Raw genomic sequence first — 26,198 nt, 5'->3', positions numbered from 1 at the left:
AAAGGTGTAAAAATGACCGTTGAAAATAAAATTGATGAATTAAAAGATAAGGCTGCGGAACTTGGCGATGACCTGAAACAAGCCGCACAAGATGCACAAGCCGAAGGTGAAAAGGCCATTGAGGATTTAAAAAGTGCTGCTGCCGAAGTGAAACAAGATGCAGAACAAAAACTGGATGATGTGAAGCAGAAACTGGACGAGCAACAGGCTGCGGATGAAGATGCAGGGTTTGATAGCACCATTGAAGATGCCAAAGCCAAGTGGGCAGAAGTACAGCATCAGGCACAGGAAACCTATGAACATTTAAAAGCAGAAGCCAGCCATCTATTGGATGAAGCCAAGGTGAAATCGGCAGAGCTTAAACAGGAAGCTTCGGTTAAATTTGACGAATTGAAAGTTCAAGCGACTGAAAAGTTTGATGAATTGAAAAAAGCGGCAACCGATACCCTGAACAAATTCAAGAAAGATGATCACGATCAATCTTAATTTTTATTGTGGTCATCATTGCTCACTCGGCATGGATGTTGAGTGAGTTCAGGGATCAAGACTGATCCATTCAATTTGACGAATGAGGTTATCCACGATCGTCAAAAAATACTGCTTTCCCTCTATTTCATAGACATAACGCATGGCTCGGTATTGTTTCTGATTTTCGGTAAAGGTATAGAGACTCATCGAGCTGGGTGATTGTCCCATGCGCGTCACCAGATCATGAAAGCTGTCCCCAACTTGAATGGTGCTGCCTGAAGCCGTTTTGACACTTGAAGCTTGAAAAGTTTCAGCTTTCAGCACAGGGGAAAATGTCAGACCCAGAAAAAGCAGAAGTGGTAATTTCATAAGCGATGCCCCGTGTGATTCAGCAGCACTTTATAATTTTTAAAAGTGGTGATTGATGCTGTGATCTATCCAATCTAGGCGGAAATAGGGTGGCTATCATCAGGAGATTTGTTATTTCAGACCAATCTCAGCGCATGGGTTGATGAAATCAAAAAGCGGCTTGTGTATCTATAAAAGATTTTTGCTTAAAATCTGACAAAATTACTTGGTTTTTAACCCCTGATTTAAAAAGCAACGTAGTACAACGCTTAACCTGATTGAAAATAACCGTTAAACTATGCCATTCAGCTGTATATCCAGACTTGGAGTAAATGTATGTCGTGGCTTTCTTCACTTAAATCTGTTTTTTCGCCTGCGCAGGAGGTGAAAGAAGAAGAAATCCAGCAGGTTTTGCAGCAGTACATTTTGCCGAATTCAAATCACGCCTTAAAAGATCGTATCTCGCAAATTAATGTACAAGGTCGAGTTTTACAAATCACCATTAATACCTATCCTGAAGAAGCCGATCATTTGCAGCAAATCCATGATGATTTGGCAGATGCCCTCGAAAAATGTGGCATTCAGGAACTGAATATGCATGTGATTCAGCAAAAGACTGGACACAAGACGGGTGGCTGTGGACATGACCATGCCCAAGGCGAGAGCTGTTCTACACCTGCCAAAAATGAAAAAAGCAATTTACCTCCTGTGATGGATGCTGCTGCCCCAGCTCAGACTGAAACAGAAACCGATCCGAATAATCCACCAATTGCCAAGGCTGCACCGCAACAACGTGATGTGCCTAAACATCCACGTATTCAAAATGTGATTTTGGTGTCTTCGGGTAAAGGTGGTGTCGGTAAATCGACCACGACGGTCAATCTGGCGTTGGCATTACAGCAATTGGGATTAAAAGTAGGTGTACTAGATGCCGACATTTATGGTCCAAGTATTCCAACTATGTTAGGCAATGCAGGTAAAACCCCAATGATCGAGGCGGAAAACTTTGTTCCGCTCGACGCTTATGGTCTTGCGGTACTTTCGATTGGGCATTTGACGGGTGATCACAATACCCCAGTGGCATGGCGTGGTCCTAAAGCCACGGGTGCGCTGATGCAATTGTTCAATCAAACCTTATGGCCAGATTTGGATGTGCTTGTGATTGATATGCCACCGGGTACAGGAGATATTCAATTGACCCTTGCACAGCGTATTCCTGTAACGGGTGCCATTATTGTCACCACACCACAAAACGTGGCACTCATGGATGCAACCAAAGGAATTGAGCTGTTTAACCGTGTACAGATTCCAGTGATGGGCGTCATTGAAAACATGTCGACCCATATCTGTTCAAATTGCGGATTCGAAGAACAAATTTTTGGTACAGGTGGCGGTGATAAATTGTCTGAGCAATATCACATTCCGCTTTTAGGACGTTTACCTTTAGATGCAAAAATTCGTGAAAATGCAGATGCAGGTCAGCCGTCGGTCATTGCAGGAGATGCTGCTGCGGAAAGCTATTTAGCCATTGCAGAAAAAATTGCAGAGAAGTTAACAAAAGCAGAAAAAGACAAGAATCGTATTTTTTAAATTAACAGAAAAAAGGATGTCTTAAGACATCCTTTTTTTAATAGTTATATAAATGGCGATTGTATTATTGCACGCGTTTATTCCATTTACGCAGGACAGTCCAGCGCCAAATAATCCGAGTACTGAGATAGAGCAGCAGCGCAGCCAACAACGCTTCAAGCACCAGTCCAGTCACCAAAATTTTGGCGAGATGCAAGTCTATATGTCCATGCCCAAAATTTTTAATCCAGTTCAAAATTTGATGCAGTACGCCTAAAATCATATCTTTATCAATCATGTTGACTTGGAATATCTTACTGCCCAGCCAAAAACCCAGATATAAAATAGGTACAACGGTAAGCGGATTAGACAACCATGCCAGCGTCAAACTGAGCGGTAAATTGACTTCAATCAGTAAGACGGTCAGAACAATAAAGACACTGTGAAAAGGAACAGGCAAAATGCCCCAGAACGTTCCAATAAAGACCGCATGAGAAATAGATTTTCGATTGACGTACCAAAGCACGGGATTTAAGGTGCGTTGACCAAAAATCCGCATAAATTTGAGTTGGTTGACTTTTTCGGGAGAGGGAAGCCAAGATTGGAAAAATTTCTTTGCCATGCGAAATCAGCTTTTCAGGACAGGGTATTGTGCATGATTTGGGGGTGAAACGATAGTTCAATTCCCTTAACAGCTGTAAGGAAATATGCAGAAGTTTCACGCCTAAAACTGAAAATAAACTTAAAAAAATCGTTTATTCATGAATCTACCTTATATTTAATGAGATTTAAAACACAAATTTCAAGTTAAAAGTGAAATATATTCTTACAGAATGACTTTAAGGTTTTGTGTTACATTTTTACTGTAATTATTTGATTTATAATTGTTTAGTGTGCAAATGCTAGTCAGATAGCGGTTTTCCTTTACAATTATTTTTTTGCTATATTGAATCAATTGAACTAGGCTGCATTCACTCAAATGTGAGGTGAGCGTATGGTTTCATTGTTCTTTATAGGATTGGTGGTTTCGCTATTATTAACCCCTGGTCCAACCAATACACTGCTTGCATCATCTGGCATTCAAGTTGGCATTCGCAAATCTTTTCGTCTTATTCCTGCCGAAGCCTTTGGCTATCTCATCTCGATTACCGTTTGGGGTGTTATTATTGGCACGGTTTCTCGGCATTACCCCTTAATTCCGACCTTGCTCAAACTGTTTAGTGCTGCTTATATTCTATTTTTGGCAATTAAGCTCTGGAAAACTGCGGATGTTGAAGAGAGCTTTACTCAGCCGAGCATCCGTGCGCGTGAACTGTTCCTTGCAACGTTGTTAAATCCCAAAGCATTACTTTTTGCATCAGCAATTTTCCCAGCCATTGTTTGGATCAGAGCAGATGCCTATGTGGCCCATATGCTGGTTTTTCTCATCCTACTTGTTCCGATTGCCTTTTTCTGGACCTTCATAGGCTCTATTTTGGCAACCAATCGAGTACGCTGGTTGACCAAGTCCAATCTTCAAAAAACCGCCTCGATTGTTTTGGTGAGTTTTTCTATTCCGCTTAGTTATTCTGCACTTCTGAGTCTGTAATGATGTTGCTGCGTTTGTCCTTGCCACATCTGCAAAGATGATGTGTTCAGGGGCGTTCGTATTTCCATTAAGGCTGAATTAAGTTAAAGTACAGCGCAAGAATTGATTCAAGTTTTGGAAATAGAAGAATGGCTATAAAGTCTGATCGTTGGATTCGCGAAATGAGCGAAAAACACGGCATGATTGAACCGTATGCTGAAAATCAGGTGCGTTTTGATGAGAATGGCGAAAAGCTCATTTCTTATGGCGTATCGAGTTATGGTTACGACGTTCGCTGTGCACGTGAATTTAAAGTGTTCACCAATGTTCACTCTGCAATTGTCGATCCAAAACATTTCGATGAAAAAAGCTTTATTGATATCGAGTCGGATGTTTGTATTATTCCGCCAAACTCTTTTGCTTTAGCACGTACAGTCGAATATTTCCGTATTCCGCGTAATGTCCTCACGGTATGCTTAGGTAAATCGACTTATGCACGCTGCGGTATTATTGTGAACGTGACGCCATTGGAACCTGAGTGGGAAGGTCACGTGACACTTGAGTTTTCCAATACCACAAATTTGCCTGCTCGTATTTATGCGGGTGAAGGCGTCGCACAAATGCTGTTCTTTGAAAGTGATGAAGTGTGTGAAACCTCTTATAAAGACCGTGGTGGTAAGTATCAAGGTCAAACAGGTGTAACTTTACCGAAGGCTTAATTTTTCCTTCGATTTTGAAGCAGCCCAAAAACCTATTTGTTCAGACAAATAGGTTTTTTTATTTCCTGAAATAAGCATTCAGCACCTTATTTATCAATGCTTCATTCATCGGAAAATGCAGACATTTTCCGAGATTTTTTTGCAATCGTGTAATTATTCAGCATAATGAGGATTAAAAATGTCTTGGTGAAATGTTTCCCTCAGGGTCACATTTGACAGTAAAACAAAGCATAACCAAGTCTAGGATGAACAAAATAATGATGCGGAGCATCAAATAACAAGGAAGGTCGCGATGACGGATCGGCATACGACAATTTTGCGTAAAACAATGCTCACCAGCATGCTGAGTCTTTGTTATACATATAGTTTTGCTTTAGAAGCACTGTCAGATCAAGCTCTAAGTAATTCGACAGGTGAAGGGATTGCCATTCTGCCTGAAAATTTCAAAATGGTATTTCAAACCGCGGAAGATGGTCTGACGGCTGCACAGAATCAAAGTCGTTTAGCGAACCGAAATTATGATACGGGCTTTATCCGTTTCATACCTGTAGGTCCGCTTTCAGAGACTGCTAAAACAGCAGGTGCCAAAAAAGCAGATGTGTTTTTGTATGGTTTAGCCTTATCTGCATCAGACAACAATCTAAACTCCCGCTTTAGTAACCTTGGTTTTCACTGGGGGCAAGAAACCAATCCTTGGGTATTTAGTGTGAAATCCATCAGCACGACTGCCAACCGTGTGGTGTATGACTTTGCTGGGGTTGCACAAGACTTTAGCTATTTATCCTTGGAAGCACCATATGTATTAGATGGTGCAGCCAATACGGCAACTGACAACAATATTAAATTAGGTTTATGGGGTGATTTCTTTGCGCGTAATCCTTTGGTTGCGGCACCTGTAGATGCAAAAAATGGCGCACCAGCCAATTTAAATGGTTTGGATCAACGTCTGCGCTTACAACTGGTGGAAAACGGACTGTCGCTAAACGGATCCAATCTGAAGCTGTTTCAAACTCTGGGAGGAGCTGCGAGTTCTTCATTGCCAACCTCTTATAATAATACGCTGGGTTTAGCTGCACTGATTCGCTTGAATACTAATGATAATCCATCAACAGCGACTGAAGACAGCTCTAAAGCTTTACGCATCAGTACAGCAGAAGCATTAACTACTGATATTAATAATGATTTAACGACCCCTGCCATTTCTAAAACCACTGCCCCTAACTTTAATGCCAATGATGGGGTGTATTTATATAGCCCGAATATCAATTTGGTATTGGGTAGTGTTTATCAACCCCTTATTGTGGATACTGCTGCGGATGGTCAGAATTTTGTGATTGAGCTGACCCGCATCCCGAATAAAGCCAATGTCTATCAACAGATTTACACGGATTACACGGCCTTAGCCAGCGGTACAACTTCGGCTTATAAAGGTTCGACTTGTAACATTCAATACTGTGGTGATGCAATAAGCATGGGACAAACTTATCAGGGCAATACTGCAACCCACAGTAGTATTTCCATTGGTACAGTTGGCTTTATCAATAACAATAAATTTTTAAAAGCCGATACCAGCAATAATGCGGTTGGGGTGAGTTTTGTAACACCTACAGGGACCAAAACCAATTTAGGTTCTGCTGCCATTGATGGGGTTTTGATTCAACATTTAAAAATTACCACCACTGGGCTGTAAGGGGGAATAGATGAAGCCGTTTTTTCTAGCTGTCCTGTGCTTAAGTTCTTCAATCAGTTGGGCGGGTTTGGCCGAGTTGGATAGCACACAATTGTCGGATGTACGTGGGCAAGGTGGTGCTGACTTGAGTTGGTCATTTTCACTCAACCACACATTACCGACCAATGCCAGCGAAGTGCCTTATGAATATTCTTGTAACGGGGCGAGCAATGAATTTTGCCGTTTAGCCTTCAATGTCAGTAATCGAAAAGATGCCAGTGGCAATTTATATTGGCTGGTATTTAAGAAAATACAAGGAACGGTCGCAATTGATAAATTTCAACTCGATGGTACGACAGTGACCACCAGTGCAGGCTATAAAACTGCAATGAAACTGACGTTTTTGGATGGTTATCCAATTCAGATTCGGAATTTTGGTTTTGAAGCACTCGCGATTGAAAAGGACACGGGCAGCAGCGATGCACAAAAAGGATATTTAAAGCAAACCACATATAGTTCGACACATGAGTCGGTATTTGACCGTGGATTAGAAACAGGATTCACAGGTTTGAATATGCACGGCAATCTAGCCATGTCTGGAACCATGAAGTTTTTTAGCTGTAATTCTTCTTCGACGTCGCGTTGTTAATTCAATCACACAAGGAATGGTGAATGAGTACAAATAAAATTATAAAACTCAGTGTATTGGCTTCAAGTATTGTATGGACACAGCAGGCATTGGCTTTAGAAGCCCTTTCAGATCAAAGTTTGCGTAAAGTGTCTGGACAGGATGGTATTAGCCTGACCTATGAAACAGACCGAGTGACGATTGATCAACTAAATTGGAAAGACAATACTAATTTTGCCAATGGGACTTCTGGAAATTTAAACCTGTCTTTAAATAATATTGAGGTCAATAAAATTGACAACAATAAGATTGGAGGGAGCGTTAAGCTGGATGTAGGTACTAATGCCAATAAAACAGGTATGCGGATAGAGGCAGTGGTGAATCCAGCAAATATTCATATAGGCAAAGTCGCGGTATGTGGCGATGCTTCACGCGGAGCGGATTGTTCCAGTCAGAATACATTGGGGGCTTTAACACTCCAAAATCGCTCACCGATGAATTTTGTCTTAGAAACCAAAAGTGGGCTTTTCAATTCTAAAGACAAAGCATACCTTGAATTTGGTCTACAGAATGCCAATATTTTCCATACGCTCAAAAATGGCAGTGAATATAACCAGTTTATTTTAAAAGACTTTAACTTTAATTTTAAAGGAACGGGTTATTTATACTTAGATGCCGATAAAGGCATGGTACTTTCCACTAGCTCACCCAATGCTACGGACAGTAGTATCAATGAAGTGGTATTGGAGCGAGTTCAAGATTTGGATAATCCGGGGAAAACCCGACCTGGTTTTAATATTGATCTTAGATATAAAACCAATGTCGGCAGTGATGCCAAATCCTATACCGCCAATGACAATACGGATCAGCTCAACTCCATTATTCGTTTAGGTGCTTCTGGGCGTTTACGTAATGCAGAAATTTCAGTGAATGCAGATCGAACCAATTTAGGTGGCGCGGAAGATTCATCTATTTCCAGTAATCAAATGACAGGTTCTACAGGTCTGCATCTCAATGTAAAAACCAGTTTTACTCGTGATGAAAAAAATGCATTGGGAGTTGTTACAGCTGAAGGAACCAAATTCGAGCTTGGACATACGGGTAAAAATTCTTATGCGATAGAATTTGGTAATTTAACGCCGTTACAAATTCGGACTCAAAATGGCTCCAGTTTAGTCGACAACAATAGTTTGGCTTATGTTAACTTTGGTGACATTTATATCAATGCCGTGCAAACCAAATCATTGGAATTTGAAATTGGGCAGAACATTGCCAAATTATTGGGTAAGCAAGCTGGCATCGATCGTTATAACTTAAGTAATAAGGCGCAGAATGCCGTGGCCATTGCGGTACGTGGTATGGATTTTCAAGCCATTGCTCGAAATTCAAAATTTATTGCCAATAATAGTAATGATGCAAGCCATCAAATTACCACCCAAAGTGCGACATGGGGTTTGGGGATTCCCATATATAACTTGAATGCAAATTTAGGTATTTATGGCACCACTTATGGTGCAAACAATGCTGAAGCAATCGGTTTTGGCTTAACCATGTCGACACAAGGTCGAGACACCGCAGGTTCCAAAACAACTTCCATTATCCTGATTGATGGCGCACCGAATAGTTTTAATACCGCTGAAGAAGTGAATTATTATACGGGGCTGCGCAATATCGATTTCTTCATGGATACTCAAGGTGTATTGGCCATGGAGCAGGCGGGAATCAAACTGGACTTGCCGCGGTTAGTCATTGCGATGGGCGCAGAAATAGCCTTGGGGCAGCTACCGGGTAGCCGTTATGAAGCCGCAGGTTGTGCGACGGCTGCAACATCTAATCTTAGCTGTTTTGTACCTGCAAATAGTTTTACCAATAGCAATGATGTCTTGTTCGGGCTCGCACTGCGTTTGGACTCTTCTGCACAATTGATGATCTTACCTGGTACAGCCGCGGATAATCATTTAGCCATTCAAGGCAATATTAAGCTGAATGCTTCAGATGCAACCACCAATAAAAACTACTTGCACCTTACTAATGTCCAAGACAATGCAACCATTGGATTCGACCGTATTCAAGGTGAACTTGATTTGAATGCGAAAATTTTGGTCGAAAAAGATCAGGTTAAATTTAACAATAACATCCGCTTGAATCCGTCTAATCAGGCAGCAGGGGTCTTAAAAGCAGATGTTAATTTATACCCAACAGTAGATCGGGCACAGAATCTAGGCACAATGGTAATTACAGGTGGCAATATACGCAGCAGTTTTGGCATTACTCCAAGATAAAAAGAATGAAAGGAATTTAAGTGGTCATGAAGACAAAGTTATTATTAAGCATTTTACTGGCTACCGTTGCTACACCTGCCATAGCAAAGAGCATGCAAAGCCTTTCTGATCAGGAACTTTCTGCTGTTTCAGGACAAGCATTGTTAACGCTTCAATATTTGCAGGGAACCTCTCAAACCGATTCTACCGGTACAACCTATAATCAATCTAATATTGGATTTTATAAGCTAGGTTTAGAAGCGGTTATGGAGTTGAATGCCAATATTAATAAATTGGCGTTGGGCTGTGGTGGTGTCAACAACAGTGTACGTGCCAGTAGTTGTGATATTGATATTGATAATATTTCATTAAGTGGTTTACCCGCAAACGCTAACTATACTTCAGATGAGCGAGCAGCCACCTCAGCAAAAATTACCAACCCATTTTTGCAATTTGCCATTAAAAACCCAAATTCAGCAGCCACACGTGAAGTGGTAGGCTTTCGGGTCAGCGCAGAAAAAATTTCAGGATTGATGACTTTAGGCACCGAGAATTCTGCCACTCCGAATGGGATTAATACCTTTAGTGGTTATATGAAAACCAAAACAGCTTCTGGAACGGCAGTCACTACTCAACGAACAATGACTTATGCGGATACTGGTTTGGAAATTAAAGGAAAGGTTAAAGGTACAATTCTGGGAATTCCAACAACTCTAGATTATACCTCTGATAACTATTCATTAACCCTTTCATCAACATCAGCACCATTTACCATTAATTCAACAGTGGTTTCGGGAACACGTTTAAAAGATGTGGTATTAAAAGGCAGTGGCACCGTTGGACAAATTGATTTTTCAGGGCCTCTTACAGCGGATGTATTAGGGGGATTATTGCCATTACAAAAAAATGTAACTGGTAATATTACAGGTTTAAAAACAGATATTACCGTGAATCAAAATTTGGGTTTAATCCATGCTTTGTATCTGAATAACCCAGCATCCTTATCCTTACAATCCCAAAAAATATTATGGCCTGACGCTGCCGTTGCTGCAAATCAGGGGTGGTGGTTAGCTATGGAAGATGAAGTCGAACTCGGAAGTTTAAGCCCAACCACACAAGTGGCAATTAGCAATGCCGTGTTAAAGCAAACCATTGCTGGAATTAATAAAGACTTAACTGATAATCCTCGTGATTGTGGTCGAATCCTCGGAAGCTGTGTATTTAGTGGAGATTTGGCTGTAGGAAATATTCCTATGAATACTACGACTTTAGATTTTCCACTGACGAACTTAACCTTACAGGGGCAGAATTTCCGTTCTAACTGCTTTGGTGGGATGAAATTTTGCTAAGTTAAACTCAATAAAAAATCCCGCAGTAGCGGGATTTTTTATTCTAACTCTAAAAATTATTTGGCAATTTTTGCGAGTAATTCATCTTTAGAAATGTTCACAGATTCAGCATCGGTACGACCTTTATACTCAAAAGTACCCGCATCCAAGCCTTTCTCACCAATTACGATACGGTGTGGAATACCAGTTAACTCAAGATCAGAAAATTTCACGCCAGGACGTTCATTACGATCATCCAGTAATACGTCATAACCCGCAGCAGTTAATTCCGCATAGAGCGCTTCAGCAGCCTCAACGGTACGTGGAGATTTGTGTGCATTCATTGGCACAATAGCAACTTCAAATGGTGCAATTGCTGATGGCCAGATAATGCCTTTCTCATCGAAATTCTGTTCAATTGCAGAAGCAACAACACGTGTTACCCCAATGCCATAACAACCCATAGTCACAGTAAATGGCTTGCCATCTTCACCGAGTACTTTACAGCCCAAAGCTTCTGAGTACTTTTGACCGAGTTGGAAGATATGACCGACTTCAATACCACGTTTAATTTGTAAGGTACCTTTACCATCTGGAGAAGGATCACCTTCAACCACATTACGTAAGTCGTAAACTTCGGTGAATTGCGCATCACGTTCCCAGTTCACACCAGTCGCATGTTTATCTGCTTCATTTGCACCCGCAACAAAGTCAGACAATACCGATGCCGCACGGTCAACAATCACAGTAACGCCTTTTTCAACAAGACCTTGTGGACCGCAGAAACCTGCAGTTAAGCCAAGTGCTGTAAGTTGCTCATCAGTTGCAAAAGTTAATGGTGATGCAATCAGCGGATGCTTTTCAGCTTTGATTTCATTGAGTTCATGGTCACCGCGCAAGAACAAGGCGATAACAGGTACTTGACCCTTCTCATCGGCTACACCTTGAACCAGCAATGCTTTGACAGAATGTGCAGGATCAGATTTTAGGAATGCAGATACATCTGCAATAGTTTTTTGATTCGGTGTATCGACCAAAGTGAGCGCTTGAGTTGGAGCAGCACGCTCACCAACCAAGACGGCTTCAGCCATTTCAATGTTGGCTGCGTAATCAGATTCAGTCGAGAAGGCGATATCATCTTCACCACTTGAAGCCAAAACGTGGAATTCGTGTGAACCTGAACCACCAATCGAACCTGTATCGGCTTGTACTGGACGGAAATCTAAATCTAAACGCGTGAAAATGTTGCAATAGGTTTGGTACATCAGATCATAGGTTTCTTGTAGAGACGCTTGATCCGCATGGAAAGAATAGGCATCTTTCATAATGAATTCGCGTGAACGCATTACGCCAAAACGTGGGCGGATTTCATCACGGAATTTGGTTTGAATTTGATAGAAATTAATTGGCAGTTGCTTATAACTTTTTAGTTCATTCCGTGCCAAATCAGTAATCACTTCTTCATGGGTTGGACCCAAAACGAATGGATTATCATGACGATCTTTAAAACGTAATAATTCAGGACCGTATTGTACATAACGACCAGACTCTTCCCATAGACTTGCAGGTTGAGCCACAGGCATGAATACTTCTAAAGAGCCTGAACGGTTCATTTCTTCACGTACAATCGCTTCGACTTTATTTAGCACACGTACGCCCATCGGCAGCCAAGTGTATAAACCTGAAGCCAATTTACGAATCATACCCGCACGGAGCATAAGTTGATGTGAAATGACTTCAGCATCGTTTGGGGTTTCTCTTAACGTTGCAAATAAAAAGCGACTCGCGCGCATGAAAACTGTCCTAATATTAATCGTGAAGGATAATCCAATCTAGAATGAATCGGTCATGCATTGCTGACCGTTCATTGAACTGCCATGGATTATGCCATGATTTTCTGTTTGAGACGAAGTAGAAAATTCTTAAAGTCATCTAAGTAAGTAAAGATCACAGGCACCACCACCAAGGTCAGCAGGGTAGAGGTAATCACTCCACCAATCACCGCATGTGCCATCGGGGCACTTTGTTCTCCGCCTTCACCCAGTCCAAGCGCAAGCGGAATCATGCCCATCACCATGGCACTGGTGGTCATCAGAATCGGGCGTAAACGGGTTTTCCCTGCCTGAATAATGGCATCGTAACGGCTGCTGCCAGCTTCCATGGCTTTTTTAATAAAGTCGATCAGCAGGATGGCATTTTTGGTGACCAAACCCATGAGCATAATGATGCCAATGATTGAGAATAAGTTCATGGTCGATTTAAACAGGAACAATGCCAGAAACACGCCAATTAAAGAGAGCGGCAGGGATGCCATAATTGCGGCAGGATGGATAAAGCTATTAAACTGTGAACCCAAGACAATATAAATAAAGACAATCGACAGGGTGATGGCAGTGAGGGCATAACCTGCGGATTCAGCCATATCGGCATTTGCCCCTTGCGTATCAAAGCTATAACCCGCAGGCAGTTTGACGTTCTCCTGAATTTTCTGAATATCAGCACCAATGTCACCCGCAGGACGTCCCGCAGTATTGGCTTCTACCAATACCTCACGTGCTAAATCACGTCGATTAATCTGAGAGGCGCCGAAAGTTTGTTCTAAGCTGGCAATACTGCTGAGCGGCACCAAAATATTTTGCCCAGACTGATCCTGTTTAGTCGAATTAATGTATAAATTGCCGAGATCGCTCGGGAGTGTGCGCTGGCTTTCCGCGAGACGGACGTTTACATCATAGCTTTCACCCTGTGCATCTTGCCAAGACGTGACATCATCTCCTGCGATTAATGGACGTACTACATTAGCAATTTGACTGACGGATAAGCCGAGGTCATTGGCTAAGACGCGATTAATATGCACCGCCAAAGTGGCTTTAGGCTCTTTCAGGGAACTTTCCAAATCGACAACACCTTGGACTTGAGCCACTTCTGTCATAAATTGATCGGAGATTTTTTGAAGTTGCGCTAGGTCAGGACCTTTAATAGAGATCATGATGGGCTTTTGACCGCCAGAAACATTTTCATCGGCAGAGGCAACCGAAGTCACACGAATCCCAGCTATGCTTTTCAAACGATCACGGAATTCATTATTTAGCTGTACCAGAGTTTGACTGCGTTGTTGGCGGGGCGTGACAGTAATGCGCAAACTGACATGATTTTTTCCCCGATCAGTTGCCCCATTAATCACACCGTAAGTGCCTAAAACTTCAGGATGCTGCCTGAGAACTTTTTCTACTTGTAGTAATTTGGCTTGTGAATATTCCAGTGAAGCATTTACAGGCGTTTCAAATTTTATTCGAATTTGGGCTTTATCTGGTGTGGGAACAAATTCAGTCCCAATCATTTTAGACAAAGCTAAAGCACCAAACAGCGAGGTAATTGCGATTGCAAGCGTAATCAAGCGAAAACGTAGTGCCAGTTTTAATAAATATTCATAGAGTTGCGTTAAACGGTCAAGTTGCCGTGCAATTGCATTAAAAAAGCGTTGTAACCGGTTCGGTTTTGGGTTTTGCTGATGTCGGTCTGTCCAATGTGCAGACAACATTGGGTCTAAGGTAAAACTGACAAACATGGAAATCAGTACGGCAGTACTGACGGTGACCCCAAATTGATAAAAGAAACGTCCAATAATGCCCCCCATAAAGGCGACAGGTAGAAAAACTGCAACAATTGTCAGCGTCGTGGCTAAAACGGCTAATCCAATTTCTTTGGTGCCATCCAGAGCGGCAGTGACATGGTCTTTGCTCATATCGGCATGGCGGACAATATTTTCCCTGACTACAATCGCATCATCAATTAACAAGCCAATACTCAATGAGAGAGCCAGTAAAGTCATCATGTTAATACTAAAACCAAACGCCCAAATCATGGCTAAAGTACCCAATAAAGAGATGGGTAGGGTTAAGCCTGTGATGATGGTGGAGCGGAATGAACCCAAAAACAGCAAGACAATTAAAACTGCTAGTATTGCTCCTTCAAGAATGGTTCGAGTGACATCTCGAATACTGCCGCGAATGCCTTGGGAACTGTCGACCACGACTTTGGCACTGACACCTTGTGGTAGTTGCTTTTCAATCTTGGCGAGGGCTTTGTAAGTACCATCCACCACTTGAATAATGTTGGAGTCCGAGTTACGTAACACATCGACAGAAACAGCAGGGTTGCCATTTAAAAAAGCACTGGATTCAAGCTCTGCCTGACTGTCTTCCACGGTAGCGACTTGTTTAAGAAAAATCGGTGTCCCATTTTTTGTGGCAACAATCAGGTCTCCAAAGGCATAAGGATGAATGATTTTGGATTTAATTTCGACCACAAGTTCGGAGTTGGCTTGTTTGAGTGTGCCTCCAGGGACTTCAATATTTTCACTTTTCAGGGTGTTGATGATCTGGTCGATCCCGATGCCGTAGCTCTGTAACTTATAAGGGTCAATTACGATACGAATTTGACGCTGACTATCGCCCAATAAATTAACCGCACCTACGCCAGACACTGTTTGTAATTCTGGCACGACCTTTTGGTCGATATAGGTACTCAGTTCACGCAAAGACTGGGTCTTCGACTCAAACACAATCGACATGATGGCACTGGCTGTTGGGTCATAACGTTCTACGACGGGGTCTTGAATTTCATCGCGAAATTCTGCCGTGACTGGGGCGATTTTGTCGCGAATATCTTGTGCAGCGACAGCAGAGGGGACATCTAAATTAAATTCCACAATAATCGTGGATAGTCCTTCGCTGGATTGCGAAATGACCTGTTTTAACCCTGAAATGGTATTGATCTGATCTTCCATTTTCTTGGTAATTTCATATTCAATGGTTTCAGGTGATGCACCAGGGTAAGTGGTATGAATAACGACAAAGGGGAAATCGACATCAGGAAATTCTTCCACGCTCATGCGTTGCCATGACGCTAAGCCAAGCACCATCAAGGACAACATCATCATGATGGTAAACACGGGATATTTTACACTGATTCGGGTTAACCACATTTTCAGGTCCTGAATTTATTTATTTTTCTGAATGGTTACAGTCTTGTGGATATCGCTATCGCTAAATTTAACGCGGCTAATCTGATCACCTGTCCTAAGACCTTCGACTACAGCAAGGTTCTCACTATAACGTTGTTCCAGAACATTGATGGGAACCCGTTCAATTTTTTGTTGACGGATGACCCAGACATAGGGGTTTTGCCCGAGGTCTTGAATGCTATCTAAGGGAATGAGTTGTCCTGAGATCGTAGCAGATGCCAGAATATTTCCTTCGACAAAGGCACCTATGCTGAGAGGATTTAATGCAGAATTCGAGCTAGCATAGAACTCAATTTGGCGACTATTTAAATCCGCTAGAGGGGATATTCGGCTCAGTGTTGCTTGTAGTTGCTCCGAATTGCCTTGTAGATGAAATTCAATTTTCTGCCCTATACGTAAGGCATTACGTTGATCACTGGGTAGGCGTGCCTGAAGTTCTAAACGTGTTGGATCGACAATTTCAAAAAGGGTTTGTCCAGCCGCAACGGTTTGACCTGGTTCCACTTGGCGTTTGGTGATGATCCCTGTAATTGGACTGCGTAAAGTACCATCTTGTTCGGCTTTAAGCGCAATATCTACTGTAGCTTGCTGTGCTTTGACATTTTCTAATTGTGCCTGATAGTCGACTTGGCTTTGTTCAAACTCAACTCTGGAAATGAAGCCTTGATCTAAAAGTCGCTGTTTGCGCTGCATCATGTTTTGAGCTAGTGTTGCCTGCGCTTTGGTTGCTGCTAAATTGGCTCTTGTTTGGGCTAAACGCGCTTCATTATCTTGATTGTTTAACTGGACCAAGATTTGCCCTTGTTGCACTTTATCACCGACATCGGCTCGCACAGCAGTCGCTGTTGCAGTGACTTGGGATTGCAAACTGCTTTGATTCACAGCACGAATGCTGCCTGTGAAAGAGGTTTTCTCGACGGACTCACCGTAATTCAGTGGTACTAAATCCTGCTGTATTAGCTCGATATGACTCTGGCTTGGCGTAGCGGCAGTTTCAGATGGCTTTTGACAGGCTGTAAGTAAAAGGCTAGTCGCGATGCAGAGGCTCAGGGTTTTAAAATAAAATAATCGAGGTACAAGCTGCATCTAAACATCCTTTACTGAATTTTGCGTATTAGTTTTCCATCGCTTTTAAGCGCGCCACAATATTCGCGTACTCAGCCTGCGTATCACGATAGTTGTTTTGTAATGATTGAATCTGTTGCTTTTTATTGCTGATGTTCGTGGCATTGTTGGTCAGATTACTTTTGAGAATAGCGGGTACTGGGTCACCTTTTCGCAAGTATTCCATTTCTTGGCGTTTGAATAAAATACGATCACTTTGCAGTTGTTTAAGTTGCTCTTGCTGAAAACTGATTTGTTTCTTGAGATAAGCTAGTGCATCATCTCGCTTTTTTATAGCAACTTGACTGTTAGTATAAGCGCGTTTTAATCGTAAATCCGCTTCGCGCTGTTTGGCTTGTGCTGCCCGTTGTGGTGCTTTTTTCTCTTCTATAGCTGCATTATAAGCACGGTTGCGTTTAATCACTTGCATATTGCGATCAAGTGCTTCATAACCATAGCGAATATGATTAGGGGTCACATTGGTACTGATATTGGCGACACCTTTACTGTCGTAGTAGCGATACCAGACTGCTTTCACTTCCTCTGCGAAGGTAAATGCCGATTGTATGAATAAGAGGCTAAGCAGTAATAACCTTAAAGTTATTTCCTTTTTTGCAATGAAAGCAAGTCTGCAACTAAACTGACTTTTCATTGAGTCCCCCGCAAAGTTAAAGTTGACTAAATTACTTATTTTTAAGTAATAATAGAGTTATATTAGAACTAATCTGTACAATAAAAAACATCTATTCATTAAAAAAAAAATTGTGAGGAATTAAAGTGTGAATTTATTAGCTAAATTAGACAAAAGTGTCGATTAAGTTCAAAACTGTTCATTGAAAATACAAGTAAATATATGTTAAAAATGTTGGCAACTTGTAATAAAACTTCATATACCAAATGAATGTACATTCTAAAAATGGGACGGGTCATTAAATGGACGATAAATTTCAAAATCTAAAAGTCATGGTAATTGATGATTCAAAAACCATTCGTCGTACAGCAGAAACATTATTACAGCGTGAAGGTTGTGAAGTGGTCACCGCAGTAGATGGTTTTGAGGCATTGTCAAAAATTGCTGAAGCAAATCCTGATATTGTTTTTGTTGATATCATGATGCCACGTCTAGATGGCTATCAAACTTGTGCACTCATCAAGAATTCACAAAATTATCAAAACATTCCAGTCATTATGCTATCGAGTAAAGATGGCTTATTTGATCAGGCTAAAGGTCGTGTTGTCGGTTCAGATGAATATTTAACAAAACCATTCAGTAAAGATGAACTATTAAACGCAATTCGTAATCACGTAACAGCATAAGTTTTGCATTGGGGAAGAGCATGGCTCGTATTTTGGTTGTAGATGATTCGCCTACAGAAACATTTCGTTTCAGAGAGATTTTAGGCAAGCACGGTTTTGAAGTGATTGAAGCTTCAAATGGTGCAGATGGGGTAACAATGGCGCAAGCTGAACTCCCTGATCTTGTGTTGATGGATGTGGTTATGCCAGGCGTAAATGGTTTTCAGGCGACGCGTCAAATTGCGCGTGGAGATACCACAAAACATATTCCAGTGGTTATTGTGAGTACCAAAGATCAGGCAACTGACCGTGTTTGGGGAAAACGTCAGGGTGCATGTGATTATTTGACTAAACCTATTGATGAACAACAATTAATAGACACCATCAAGCAGCACCTCAACGCAGGATAAACTATGGCAGCGAACGGATTTATCGAATTACTTCGCTTGGCGAAACGTGGCAATAAAAACTACGTTTCAACCGAGAATGAAGTAAACCGATGGTCAGGGATTGCATTTGAAATGATGGGGCAATATTTCGTTGCCCCTTTAGGTGAGGTTTCGGAAGTTATTTATCCACCAAAATATACGCCAGTGCCAAATACTCAATCATGGGTCATGGGATTGGCAAATATTCGTGGACGACTGCTTTCAGTTGCAGATTTAGCTCATTATATTTCTGGACATCGAAGCCAATATTCACCGACTCAAAAAGTCTTATGTATCAGTCATCATGATCATTATGTCGGTTTAGTCGTCGATCAGGTTTTGGGCATTCAACACTTTAATAAGAAAAGTTTCTTCTCTAAACACAATGATTTAGATAGTAATTTACAAGAATATTGCCAAGGGTATTTCCATCAGCATAACCAACAATGGCATGTCTTCTTATTTAGTCGTTTATTGCAAAATCCAAAATACATGAACGCATCTATAAAACTTATAAATTAAATAGTCACACTCATTAAGAATGAAGGCGAAACTCGGGGAGAAGCTGCATGGGCTTTAAACTAAAAAAGAAAAATGCAGGTGAAAGTACCAACCGTGCGGGTGGTAATGCTTTAGTAGCAAAAATTCAATCACAGACGGAACAGTTTTCACGTGTATTCGGTGACAGTGAAAAGTCCAGACCATTAATTTTGGGTGCAGCGTTTTGTATCATCTTGGCCCTATTCCTTCTGTTATATCTTTTCTATAGCGTACCGCGTAATAACGAATTTACACGTAGCTTGGGTGATTTGCGTCTTTTGTCGCAAACGATTTCGCGTCAAGCAACTGAAGCAACCGCTTCAGGTACACCAGAATCGATCAAGAAATTAACAGATTCTCAAAAAGCTTTTGCTGAAAACTTAGAAACAGTTAACGATATTCATGCCAGTACGCAAGCATTGCGTGAAGTTGATGAGCAATGGAAAAAAGTATCTGAAAATATTGATTTAATTGCATCACAACAAAAAATCATTAACCAGTTATACGACACCAACATTGCCATCAGTGAAAGTATTCCAGGCATTCAGGCTGAATATAACTTGATGGTTGACCAAATGGCACGTCAAAACATGCCAAGTAGTCAGGTTGTAATTGCAAAAAACCAGGTATTCATCGCGGAACGTATTTTACGTTCAATTAACTCGGTGTTAACGGGTACAACCAACTCAAGTGCTTCAGCGGATGACTTTAGTGCCGATACTGAAACATTCGGTTCGTATTTGAATGCACAAATTAATGGTAGTGCTGAGCTGGGTGTTCAACAGATTTCTGAGCCTGCATTGCGTGAATCTTTAGATGGGATTAAAGCTGAGTATGACGAAGTATTAAAATCTGCTGCAGCAACAGTGTTAAAGAACTCTTCGCAAATTGTTAAAGTTCGTCAAGCATCATCTTCAATTTTTGAGCAGTCTGATGCCTTGTTAACTAACTTAAACAAGTTATCTGGTGGTACAGGTTGGGCAATTGCAATTCCAGCATTGGGCTTAATTCTGGCACTGATTGGTTTCTTATTCTGCGTATTTAAATTACTTGTACTTCGTGGTGAAGCCGATAAAGTACGTGTATCACGTTTACAAGAAGAATATGACCGTAACCAGAACGCGATTTTACGTTTACTGGATGAAATCGCCGACTTAGCGGACGGTGACTTACGTTCTTATGCAACGGTATCTGAAGACTTTACTGGTGCAATTGCCGACTCGATTAACTTTGCGATTGACCAGTTACGTGAGTTGGTATCACGAATTACGGAAACGTCTGCAGAAGTTGCACACTATACGCAAAACACGCAGATCATTACCAACCAGTTAGCGGAAGCTTCTGAGCATCAGGCCCAAGAAATTGCTGGTGCATCTGCCGCGATTAATGAAATGGCAATGTCCATTGACCAAGTATCTGCAAACGCATCTGAATCTGCTACGGTAGCAGAACGTTCGGTACATATTGCATCGAATGGTGCAGACGTTGTAAACCGTTCAATTGAAGGTATGGATATTATTCGTGAACAGATTCAAGAAACGTCTAAGCGTATTAAGCGCTTGGGTGAATCTTCACAGGAAATTGGTAACATTGTCGCGCTGATTAACGATATTGCCGACCAAACGAACATCTTGGCATTAAACGCTGCAATTCAAGCATCGATGGCAGGTGAGGCTGGTCGTGGTTTCGCGGTTGTAGCCGACGAAGTCCAGCGTCTAGCAGAACGTTCTGCATCGGCAACCAAGCAGATTGAAACACTGGTTAAAACGATTCAGACGGATACCAACGAAGCGGTTATTTCGATGGAACAAACCACTTCTGAGGTTGTACGTGGTGCGAACTTGTCTAAAGATGCGGGTGTTGCACTGGATGAGATTCAAAGCGTATCGGGCAACTTGGCAAAACTGATTGCAAGCATTTCTGATGCAGCAAAACTTCAGTCAGCATCGGCGGGTCATATTGCAACTACGATGAACGTTGTACAAGAGATTACCTCTCAGACCACGACAGCAACGTTCGACACAGCACGTTCGGTTTCTGAGCTTGCCAACATGGCGGAATCTTTACGTGAATCTGTAACGGACTTCAAACTACCTGAATAAGTTAGCTATTTAAGGGGATTCCGAGCGCTTCGAGTTCGGAATTCCCATCTAGTTTTAAGCATCGACCCGAGGGACTTTGAGCATGAAGTTCAGCGTGATGATTACACTCAGGTTTGAGCGCCTTTTATGGTGGCAAAGAACGTAAGAAGCCAAAGCTATGAAAGAAATATTAAAAAATTTAGTCGATACGACAACGCTTCCAGAAGATAGTTATCTTGAACAAGATGCTGAAATTCTCGAGATCTTTGTAGAAGAAATTGAAGAAATTTTTGAAGAGCTAGACAGCGTTTTTGCGCAATGGTTAGCGAATCCCTCAGATCAAGACACCTTAACGATCATTCGTCGCCACTTTCATACACTGAAAGGTTCGGGTCGTATGGTGGGAGCTAAATCTGCAGGTGAGCTAGCGTGGTCTGTGGAAGATACATTAAATCGTGTCATTTTTGGTTCAGTGGCGCTAGATAGCAAGATCCAAAAATTTGCCGAAACGGTTTATCGTATTTTCCAGTACAAGCTGTATCCTCAGTTTAAATCGGTTCAAGCAATTGAAATTGACTTAAGACCATTGGTGCTTCTAGGACAGCAATTGCAGCAAGGGCTTACACTTGAGCCTGCATTGGAAGAGTTATTGTTATTGGCGGATCAACTGCATTCTCCAGAACAAATGACTGGACTTGAATTCACTTCAGCTGAAACGGAACAGGTGCTAGAAGAAGCACCAGTAGCAGTAGAGGCACAAGAAGAATCTATTCAAGAAAGCACTGATCTTCAAGAAGTTACAACTTCAATCTTTATTGAAGAGGCAGAAGAACATCTAGCGACCATTGATCACTTCTTAAAACAAGAAGCGGATGAAGTGCCAGATTATAATGGGCTGATTCGTGCATTGCATACCTTGCGCGGCAGCTCGTCGATGGCACATATCCAGCAAATTTTTGATGCCAGTTCTAAAGTTGAAAATTTATTTAAGACGCTATTACAAGAAGATATTGTTTCGAGTTCAAATGAAACGGCATTGTTAATTCAATATGCTGAATTTGTACGTGATTTCTTACATATCCTCCGTCAAGGAAAACTTGAAGATCTGAGCCAAATTGATCAAACCTTTAATCAGGCATGGGAAGATTATGGCTTTAATCAAGAAGACTTTGATGCTACAGCCAATCCACAAGGTTTAGTCTCTCAGCTCATTGAATTAGATATTGATCTGTTGTTGGATGCGGAACTTGAATTTGAAAAACGTGCTAAAACTGAATTCCCTGCGTACATTGAGCAGCTAAGTCAAAAGGCTCAGTTACTGGCTGAGCATACCGATAATCGCGCTTCGCAGGGTATTCATGGGTTTGTACAGACTTTAGATGAATGCTATCAAGCATTACTTGCCAAAGCAGCGTTATTAAATATTGATTATGCCTATGAGTTATTTGCGCAGGCGCATCAAGAGTTTATTTACCTGTTCGATACTTTGGCAGCAGGACAGCGTATTAGCCTGTCTGAGCAAGCACAGCACGTTCTTCAAAACTTAACTGCATTTGTGCAGCAGGATTTGGAGATTTTTGATGAGGCTGAACTTAGTACGCTAGAAGACACTGTTTCAACTACGCTTGAAGTTCCAACACCTGTTGAAGAAAGTACGAAAGGGACTACAGTCGACTTTGCGGTACTGTCTAAACGTATTCATAGCGATGCTCAACTGCTCGATGCAGAAGATGCGAACCGTCAATTTGATGATGATCTGCTGGATATTTTCCTTGAAGAAGCAGATGAATTGCTCATGGGGATTGACCAAGATGTCCAGACTTGGAGTCATGATCAGTCGAATACGGCAGCACTGAATAATTTAATGCGTTATTTGCATACCTTAAAGGGTGGTGCAAATATGATTCAAGCCACTCATATTGGTTTAATCTCGCATGAGCTAGAAACCATTTATGAGCGAATTATCAATCAGCAAATCCAAGCTTCACCAGCTTTGATTCAGATTATTCGTTTGGTACAGGATAATATTGCGGATCGTATTCAAATCATTCGCGAACAACATGTCGATTATCCAGCACCAGAAGCCATTGATATTCTGAATAATATTCAGGCCTTGGTGGCTGGTGTGGCTGTTTCGACAGTTACTGAAACTGTAGTTGAGCATAAGCAACCAGCAGTGGAACATGTCGCAGTCTATGCGACCACCTCTGTAGATGCACCTGTGTCACCACCTGTACAGCCTGTAATGACGCCTGTAGCAGAAGAAGAGGACGAGGAAATTGTTGCTTGGGTTGCACCGAAAGATGTGGTGCAGTCTTTAGCTTCAGAAGAAGATGACAGTGTACGCTCAATTGTTGAAGAAACTTTCCTTGAAGAAGCAGCTGAAATCTTCGATACGATGGAGTCGTTACTGCAACAGTGGATTGAACAACGTAGTGATCGTAGTTTATTACTTCAATTACAACGTGCAGCGCACAGCCTGAAAGGTGGTGCACGTATGGCTGAAATTGAAGCTGTAGGTGCAATTTCCTATCGTTTAGAAAGTGCTTTTGAACAGTTTGCAGTGCATCATTTCAATTCGAATGTCTATGATCCATTGTTAAAAACCACTATTGCATGGTTAAGACATGCGATTTTTGAACATGATTACAGTAATTTCGATAGCTTGAAGGCAAGTCTGGAAGCGATTGAATATGCGGATGTCACGGTTCAATTACCAACACGTAATACTCCAGCTCAAGCGCAAATTACAGCGCCAAGCTTCGAATTTATTCAGGGTGATGGTGCTGAGCCACCAGCCATGATGGGTGAGTGGGAGACTTCAGGTCAATCGGATCAATCTAATGAAATGATTCGAATTTCAGCTGATCTGATTGAAAAAATGATCGATCTATCAGGTGAGAATTCGATTAACCGTTCACGTATTGAAATGGACCTTGGTCAATTAGGCAATACCTTGAATGAGATGGAATTGGCGATTAAGCGTCTAGCCGACCAGTTACGTCGAATGGAAGGTGAGTTAGAGTCTCAAATTATTGCCAAACACGGCAGTGAAGTTGGGCGTTATGCAGACTTTGACCCGCTTGAAATGGACCAATATTCATCGCTGAATCAGTTGTCGAAGTCGTTGGCGGAATCTGCATCGGATTTGGTCGACTTCAAAACGACGTTGGCTGAAAAAATCCGTGATACCGAAGGTCTGTTACTGCAACAATCGCGTATTCAGGCAGAGATTCAAGAAGGCTTAATGCGAACTCGTTTGGTTCCATTCTCGCGTTTATTGCCGCGATTACAACGTATTGTGCGTCAAACAGCTTCTACTCTAAATCGCCCTGCAGAATTGCTTGTTAACAATACTGAAGGTGAGTTAGACCGTACTATTCTCGAGCGTTTGGTGACACCGCTGGAACATATGTTACGTAATGCGGTCGATCATGGTATTGAAGATCCTGAACAACGTCAGTTAGCCCATAAACCTGAAGTTGGGAAAATTGAACTCAATATCAGCCGTCAAGGTACGGATGTGGTGGTTGAATTCCATGATGATGGTAAAGGGATTGATGTTGCCAAAATCAAAGAGAAAGCCATTTCTTTAGGTTTGATGAAAGCCGATCAGCAGCTTGAAAAGCAGGAAATTCTACAGTTTATTTTCCATCCTGGATTCAGTACAGCCCAGCAAGTGACGCAAATTTCAGGTCGTGGCGTAGGTCTTGACGTGGTGCAGAGTGCCATTAAAGCGCTTGGTGGTCATGTCACGGTGGATTCGACTTTCGGCAAAGGCACCAGCTTTAGCATTCGCGTACCAACGACGGTAGCTGTAAGCGATGCCTTGATGGTGAAATCAGGGGATCAGCAGTTTGCGGTTCCATTGGCGCAGATTGAACGTATTGTTCGAATTGCACCGACTGCCTTGGAAAGTTACTTCAACAGTAAAGACGACTACTTCAAGATTGATAATGAAAGTTACAAACTCCGTTATCTGTCAGAGTTTGTCTCTAATCAGCCTTTACCTCGCTTGGGTAGCATTGCGCATTCATTGCCAGTGTTATTAATTAAAGGTAATAGTGGTCAAACCATTGCCTTATTGGTCGATCAGTTGATTGGCTCACGTGCACAAATTGTGGTGAAACCAATTGGTCAGCAATTCTCTGCTATTGGTGCTATTGCGGGTGCGACGATTCTGGGTGATGGTCAAGTGTGTCTGATTCTGGATGGACAGAATATTGCACGTCAGATCCAAACTACACAACGTGTGAAGCATGCCAATGATCAGCGTGATACCTACCGTTATAGTGATACACGTCGTTTAATCATGATCGTGGATGACTCGGTGACGGTACGTAAGGTAACTTCGCGTCTGTTGGAGCGTCAGGGTTATGATGTGGTGACTGCAAAAGATGGTGTCGATGCCATGGAGCAGTTGGAAAATGTGAAACCAGACTTAATGCTGCTGGATATTGAAATGCCGCGTATGGATGGCTTTGAAGTAACCAACTTGATTCGTCACCATGAAGTGCATAAGCAGTTGCCAATTATCATGATTACCTCACGTACAGGTGAAAAACATCGTGAACGTGCATTCAGTTTGGGTGTAACTCACTATATGGGTAAACCATTCCAAGAGGCTGACTTGTTGAATAACATTGAAAGTCTATTGACAGTGAAACAGGGGTAAGGTGATGAGCGAAAATAGCGCGAGTAAATCGGTCTTAGATCAAATTAGTCAGCAAGAGTTACATCATCTCATCACTGTTTCTACAGGGTTTATCGATGCCTATATCATTCAATGCTATGGCAAAGTGGCAATGTTGTTACCACAGAATATTGTACTCTCTGCACTAGACAGTCCAACGCATGTTACTTCAGTGGAATGGCATGATGTCAAACTACCTGTTTATGAGGTGAATGATCCTGCTAAGAACTCTGGCGTTGCGCTTGTGATTGAAGGGGATGAAATTGATCAGCGTTTTGCCCTGATGTGTAACGAGATGCCAAAATCGGTACGTGTACGTATTTCCGAGGTTGTTGATGAGGAAATGACAGTCACTGATCCAATGGTGTTCCAGTACGTACGCATGGGTGAGCAAACCTTTCAAGTCCCAAATGTCGCGCAGATTCAAGCTAGTTTAGGCATTGGTTCATAATGCTTTAAAAATAAAAAAACCC

The 26,198-nt window shown here is 41.8% G+C and carries 20 protein-coding genes; 14 read left to right on the top strand and 6 right to left on the bottom strand.

Translation table 11 applies throughout. From position 1 onward, the window contains the following. Positions 1–12 precede the first annotated feature (12 nt). A complete protein-coding gene (locus GWK51_RS10200) occupies positions 13–486 on the top strand; it encodes a hypothetical protein (RefSeq protein WP_161933606.1) in 474 nt (157 codons plus the stop codon). Between the two features lie 48 nt (positions 487–534). On the opposite strand, the gene GWK51_RS10195 is transcribed toward GWK51_RS10200, so the two are convergent. Then, the gene (locus tag GWK51_RS10195; protein WP_161933605.1) at positions 535–837 is read right to left on the bottom strand and encodes a hypothetical protein; all 303 of its coding nucleotides are present in this window, start codon (positions 835–837) and stop codon (positions 535–537) included. Positions 838–1,152: 315 nt separating this feature from the next. On the opposite strand from GWK51_RS10195, the gene apbC reads away from it, so the two are divergent. After that, on the top strand, positions 1,153–2,406 hold the full coding sequence (gene apbC, locus GWK51_RS10190) for an iron-sulfur cluster carrier protein ApbC (protein WP_161933604.1): 1,254 nt from the start codon (positions 1,153–1,155) through the stop codon (positions 2,404–2,406). A gap of 64 nt (positions 2,407–2,470) precedes the next feature. Here the strand turns inward: apbC and GWK51_RS10185 are convergent, their stop codons facing one another. After that, complete coding sequence (locus GWK51_RS10185) at positions 2,471–3,007, bottom strand: DUF2062 domain-containing protein (protein ID WP_161933603.1); 537 nt, start codon at positions 3,005–3,007, stop codon at positions 2,471–2,473. Positions 3,008–3,379: 372 nt separating this feature from the next. Between GWK51_RS10185 and GWK51_RS10180 the strand changes: the two genes are divergently transcribed. From GWK51_RS10180 to GWK51_RS10155, 6 genes are all read left to right on the top strand, one after another. Then, positions 3,380–3,973: a LysE family translocator gene (locus GWK51_RS10180; protein ID WP_100242718.1), complete on the top strand. Its 594-nt coding sequence runs from the start codon at positions 3,380–3,382 to the stop codon at positions 3,971–3,973. A 128-nt stretch (positions 3,974–4,101) separates the two neighbouring features. Then, a complete protein-coding gene (gene dcd / locus GWK51_RS10175) occupies positions 4,102–4,671 on the top strand; it encodes a dCTP deaminase (RefSeq protein ID WP_004814752.1) in 570 nt (189 codons plus the stop codon). 292 nt (positions 4,672–4,963) lie between these two features. Next, complete coding sequence (locus GWK51_RS10170; protein WP_161933602.1) at positions 4,964–6,361, top strand: hypothetical protein; 1,398 nt, start codon at positions 4,964–4,966, stop codon at positions 6,359–6,361. A 10-nt stretch (positions 6,362–6,371) separates the two neighbouring features. Further along, on the top strand, positions 6,372–6,989 hold the full coding sequence (locus tag GWK51_RS10165; RefSeq protein ID WP_161933601.1) for a hypothetical protein: 618 nt from the start codon (positions 6,372–6,374) through the stop codon (positions 6,987–6,989). A gap of 23 nt (positions 6,990–7,012) precedes the next feature. Continuing rightward, positions 7,013–9,250, top strand: coding sequence for a DUF6160 family protein (locus GWK51_RS10160; protein ID WP_161933600.1), 2,238 nt, complete (start codon positions 7,013–7,015; stop codon positions 9,248–9,250). A gap of 26 nt (positions 9,251–9,276) precedes the next feature. Next, entirely contained in the window at positions 9,277–10,578 is a 1,302-nt protein-coding gene (locus GWK51_RS10155; RefSeq protein ID WP_161933599.1) for a hypothetical protein, read from the top strand. Positions 10,579–10,634: 56 nt separating this feature from the next. On the opposite strand, the gene GWK51_RS10150 is transcribed toward GWK51_RS10155, so the two are convergent. The 4 genes from GWK51_RS10150 to GWK51_RS10135 all read right to left on the bottom strand — a co-directional run bounded on the left by GWK51_RS10150 (position 10,635) and on the right by GWK51_RS10135 (position 17,339). Further along, entirely contained in the window at positions 10,635–12,350 is a 1,716-nt protein-coding gene (locus tag GWK51_RS10150; protein WP_161933598.1) for a proline--tRNA ligase, read from the bottom strand. A gap of 89 nt (positions 12,351–12,439) precedes the next feature. Beyond that, complete coding sequence (locus GWK51_RS10145; RefSeq protein ID WP_161933597.1) at positions 12,440–15,544, bottom strand: efflux RND transporter permease subunit; 3,105 nt, start codon at positions 15,542–15,544, stop codon at positions 12,440–12,442. Between the two features lie 15 nt (positions 15,545–15,559). Further along, positions 15,560–16,669 (bottom strand): efflux RND transporter periplasmic adaptor subunit, encoded by a 1,110-nt coding sequence (locus GWK51_RS10140; protein WP_161933596.1) that lies wholly within the window; start codon positions 16,667–16,669, stop codon positions 15,560–15,562. Positions 16,670–16,697: 28 nt separating this feature from the next. Beyond that, on the bottom strand, positions 16,698–17,339 hold the full coding sequence (locus GWK51_RS10135) for a hypothetical protein (protein WP_161933595.1): 642 nt from the start codon (positions 17,337–17,339) through the stop codon (positions 16,698–16,700). Between the two features lie 281 nt (positions 17,340–17,620). Here GWK51_RS10135 and pilG point away from each other — a divergent pair, with 281 nt between their 5' ends. From pilG to GWK51_RS10105, 6 genes are all read left to right on the top strand, one after another. Further along, complete coding sequence (gene pilG / locus GWK51_RS10130) at positions 17,621–18,004, top strand: twitching motility response regulator PilG (protein WP_004723803.1); 384 nt, start codon at positions 17,621–17,623, stop codon at positions 18,002–18,004. 20 nt (positions 18,005–18,024) lie between these two features. After that, complete coding sequence (locus tag GWK51_RS10125) at positions 18,025–18,393, top strand: response regulator (protein WP_100242727.1); 369 nt, start codon at positions 18,025–18,027, stop codon at positions 18,391–18,393. A gap of 3 nt (positions 18,394–18,396) precedes the next feature. Next, a complete protein-coding gene (locus GWK51_RS10120; RefSeq protein ID WP_100242728.1) occupies positions 18,397–18,933 on the top strand; it encodes a chemotaxis protein CheW in 537 nt (178 codons plus the stop codon). A 47-nt stretch (positions 18,934–18,980) separates the two neighbouring features. Then, positions 18,981–21,053 (top strand): methyl-accepting chemotaxis protein, encoded by a 2,073-nt coding sequence (locus GWK51_RS10115; RefSeq protein WP_100242729.1) that lies wholly within the window; start codon positions 18,981–18,983, stop codon positions 21,051–21,053. Positions 21,054–21,210: 157 nt separating this feature from the next. After that, positions 21,211–25,707, top strand: a complete 4,497-nt coding sequence (locus tag GWK51_RS10110; RefSeq protein ID WP_161933594.1) for a hybrid sensor histidine kinase/response regulator — start codon at positions 21,211–21,213, stop codon at positions 25,705–25,707. Between the two features lie 4 nt (positions 25,708–25,711). Continuing rightward, positions 25,712–26,176, top strand: coding sequence for a hypothetical protein (locus GWK51_RS10105; protein WP_161933593.1), 465 nt, complete (start codon positions 25,712–25,714; stop codon positions 26,174–26,176). Positions 26,177–26,198 lie beyond the last annotated feature (22 nt).

Origin of the sequence: Acinetobacter kanungonis, assembly GCF_009939195.1 — a bacterium.
Taxonomy (GTDB): Bacteria; Pseudomonadota; Gammaproteobacteria; order Pseudomonadales; family Moraxellaceae; genus Acinetobacter; species Acinetobacter kanungonis.
The sequence above is the reverse complement of the archived record's forward strand: the minus strand, read 5'-3'. Positions and strand labels throughout refer to the sequence as shown.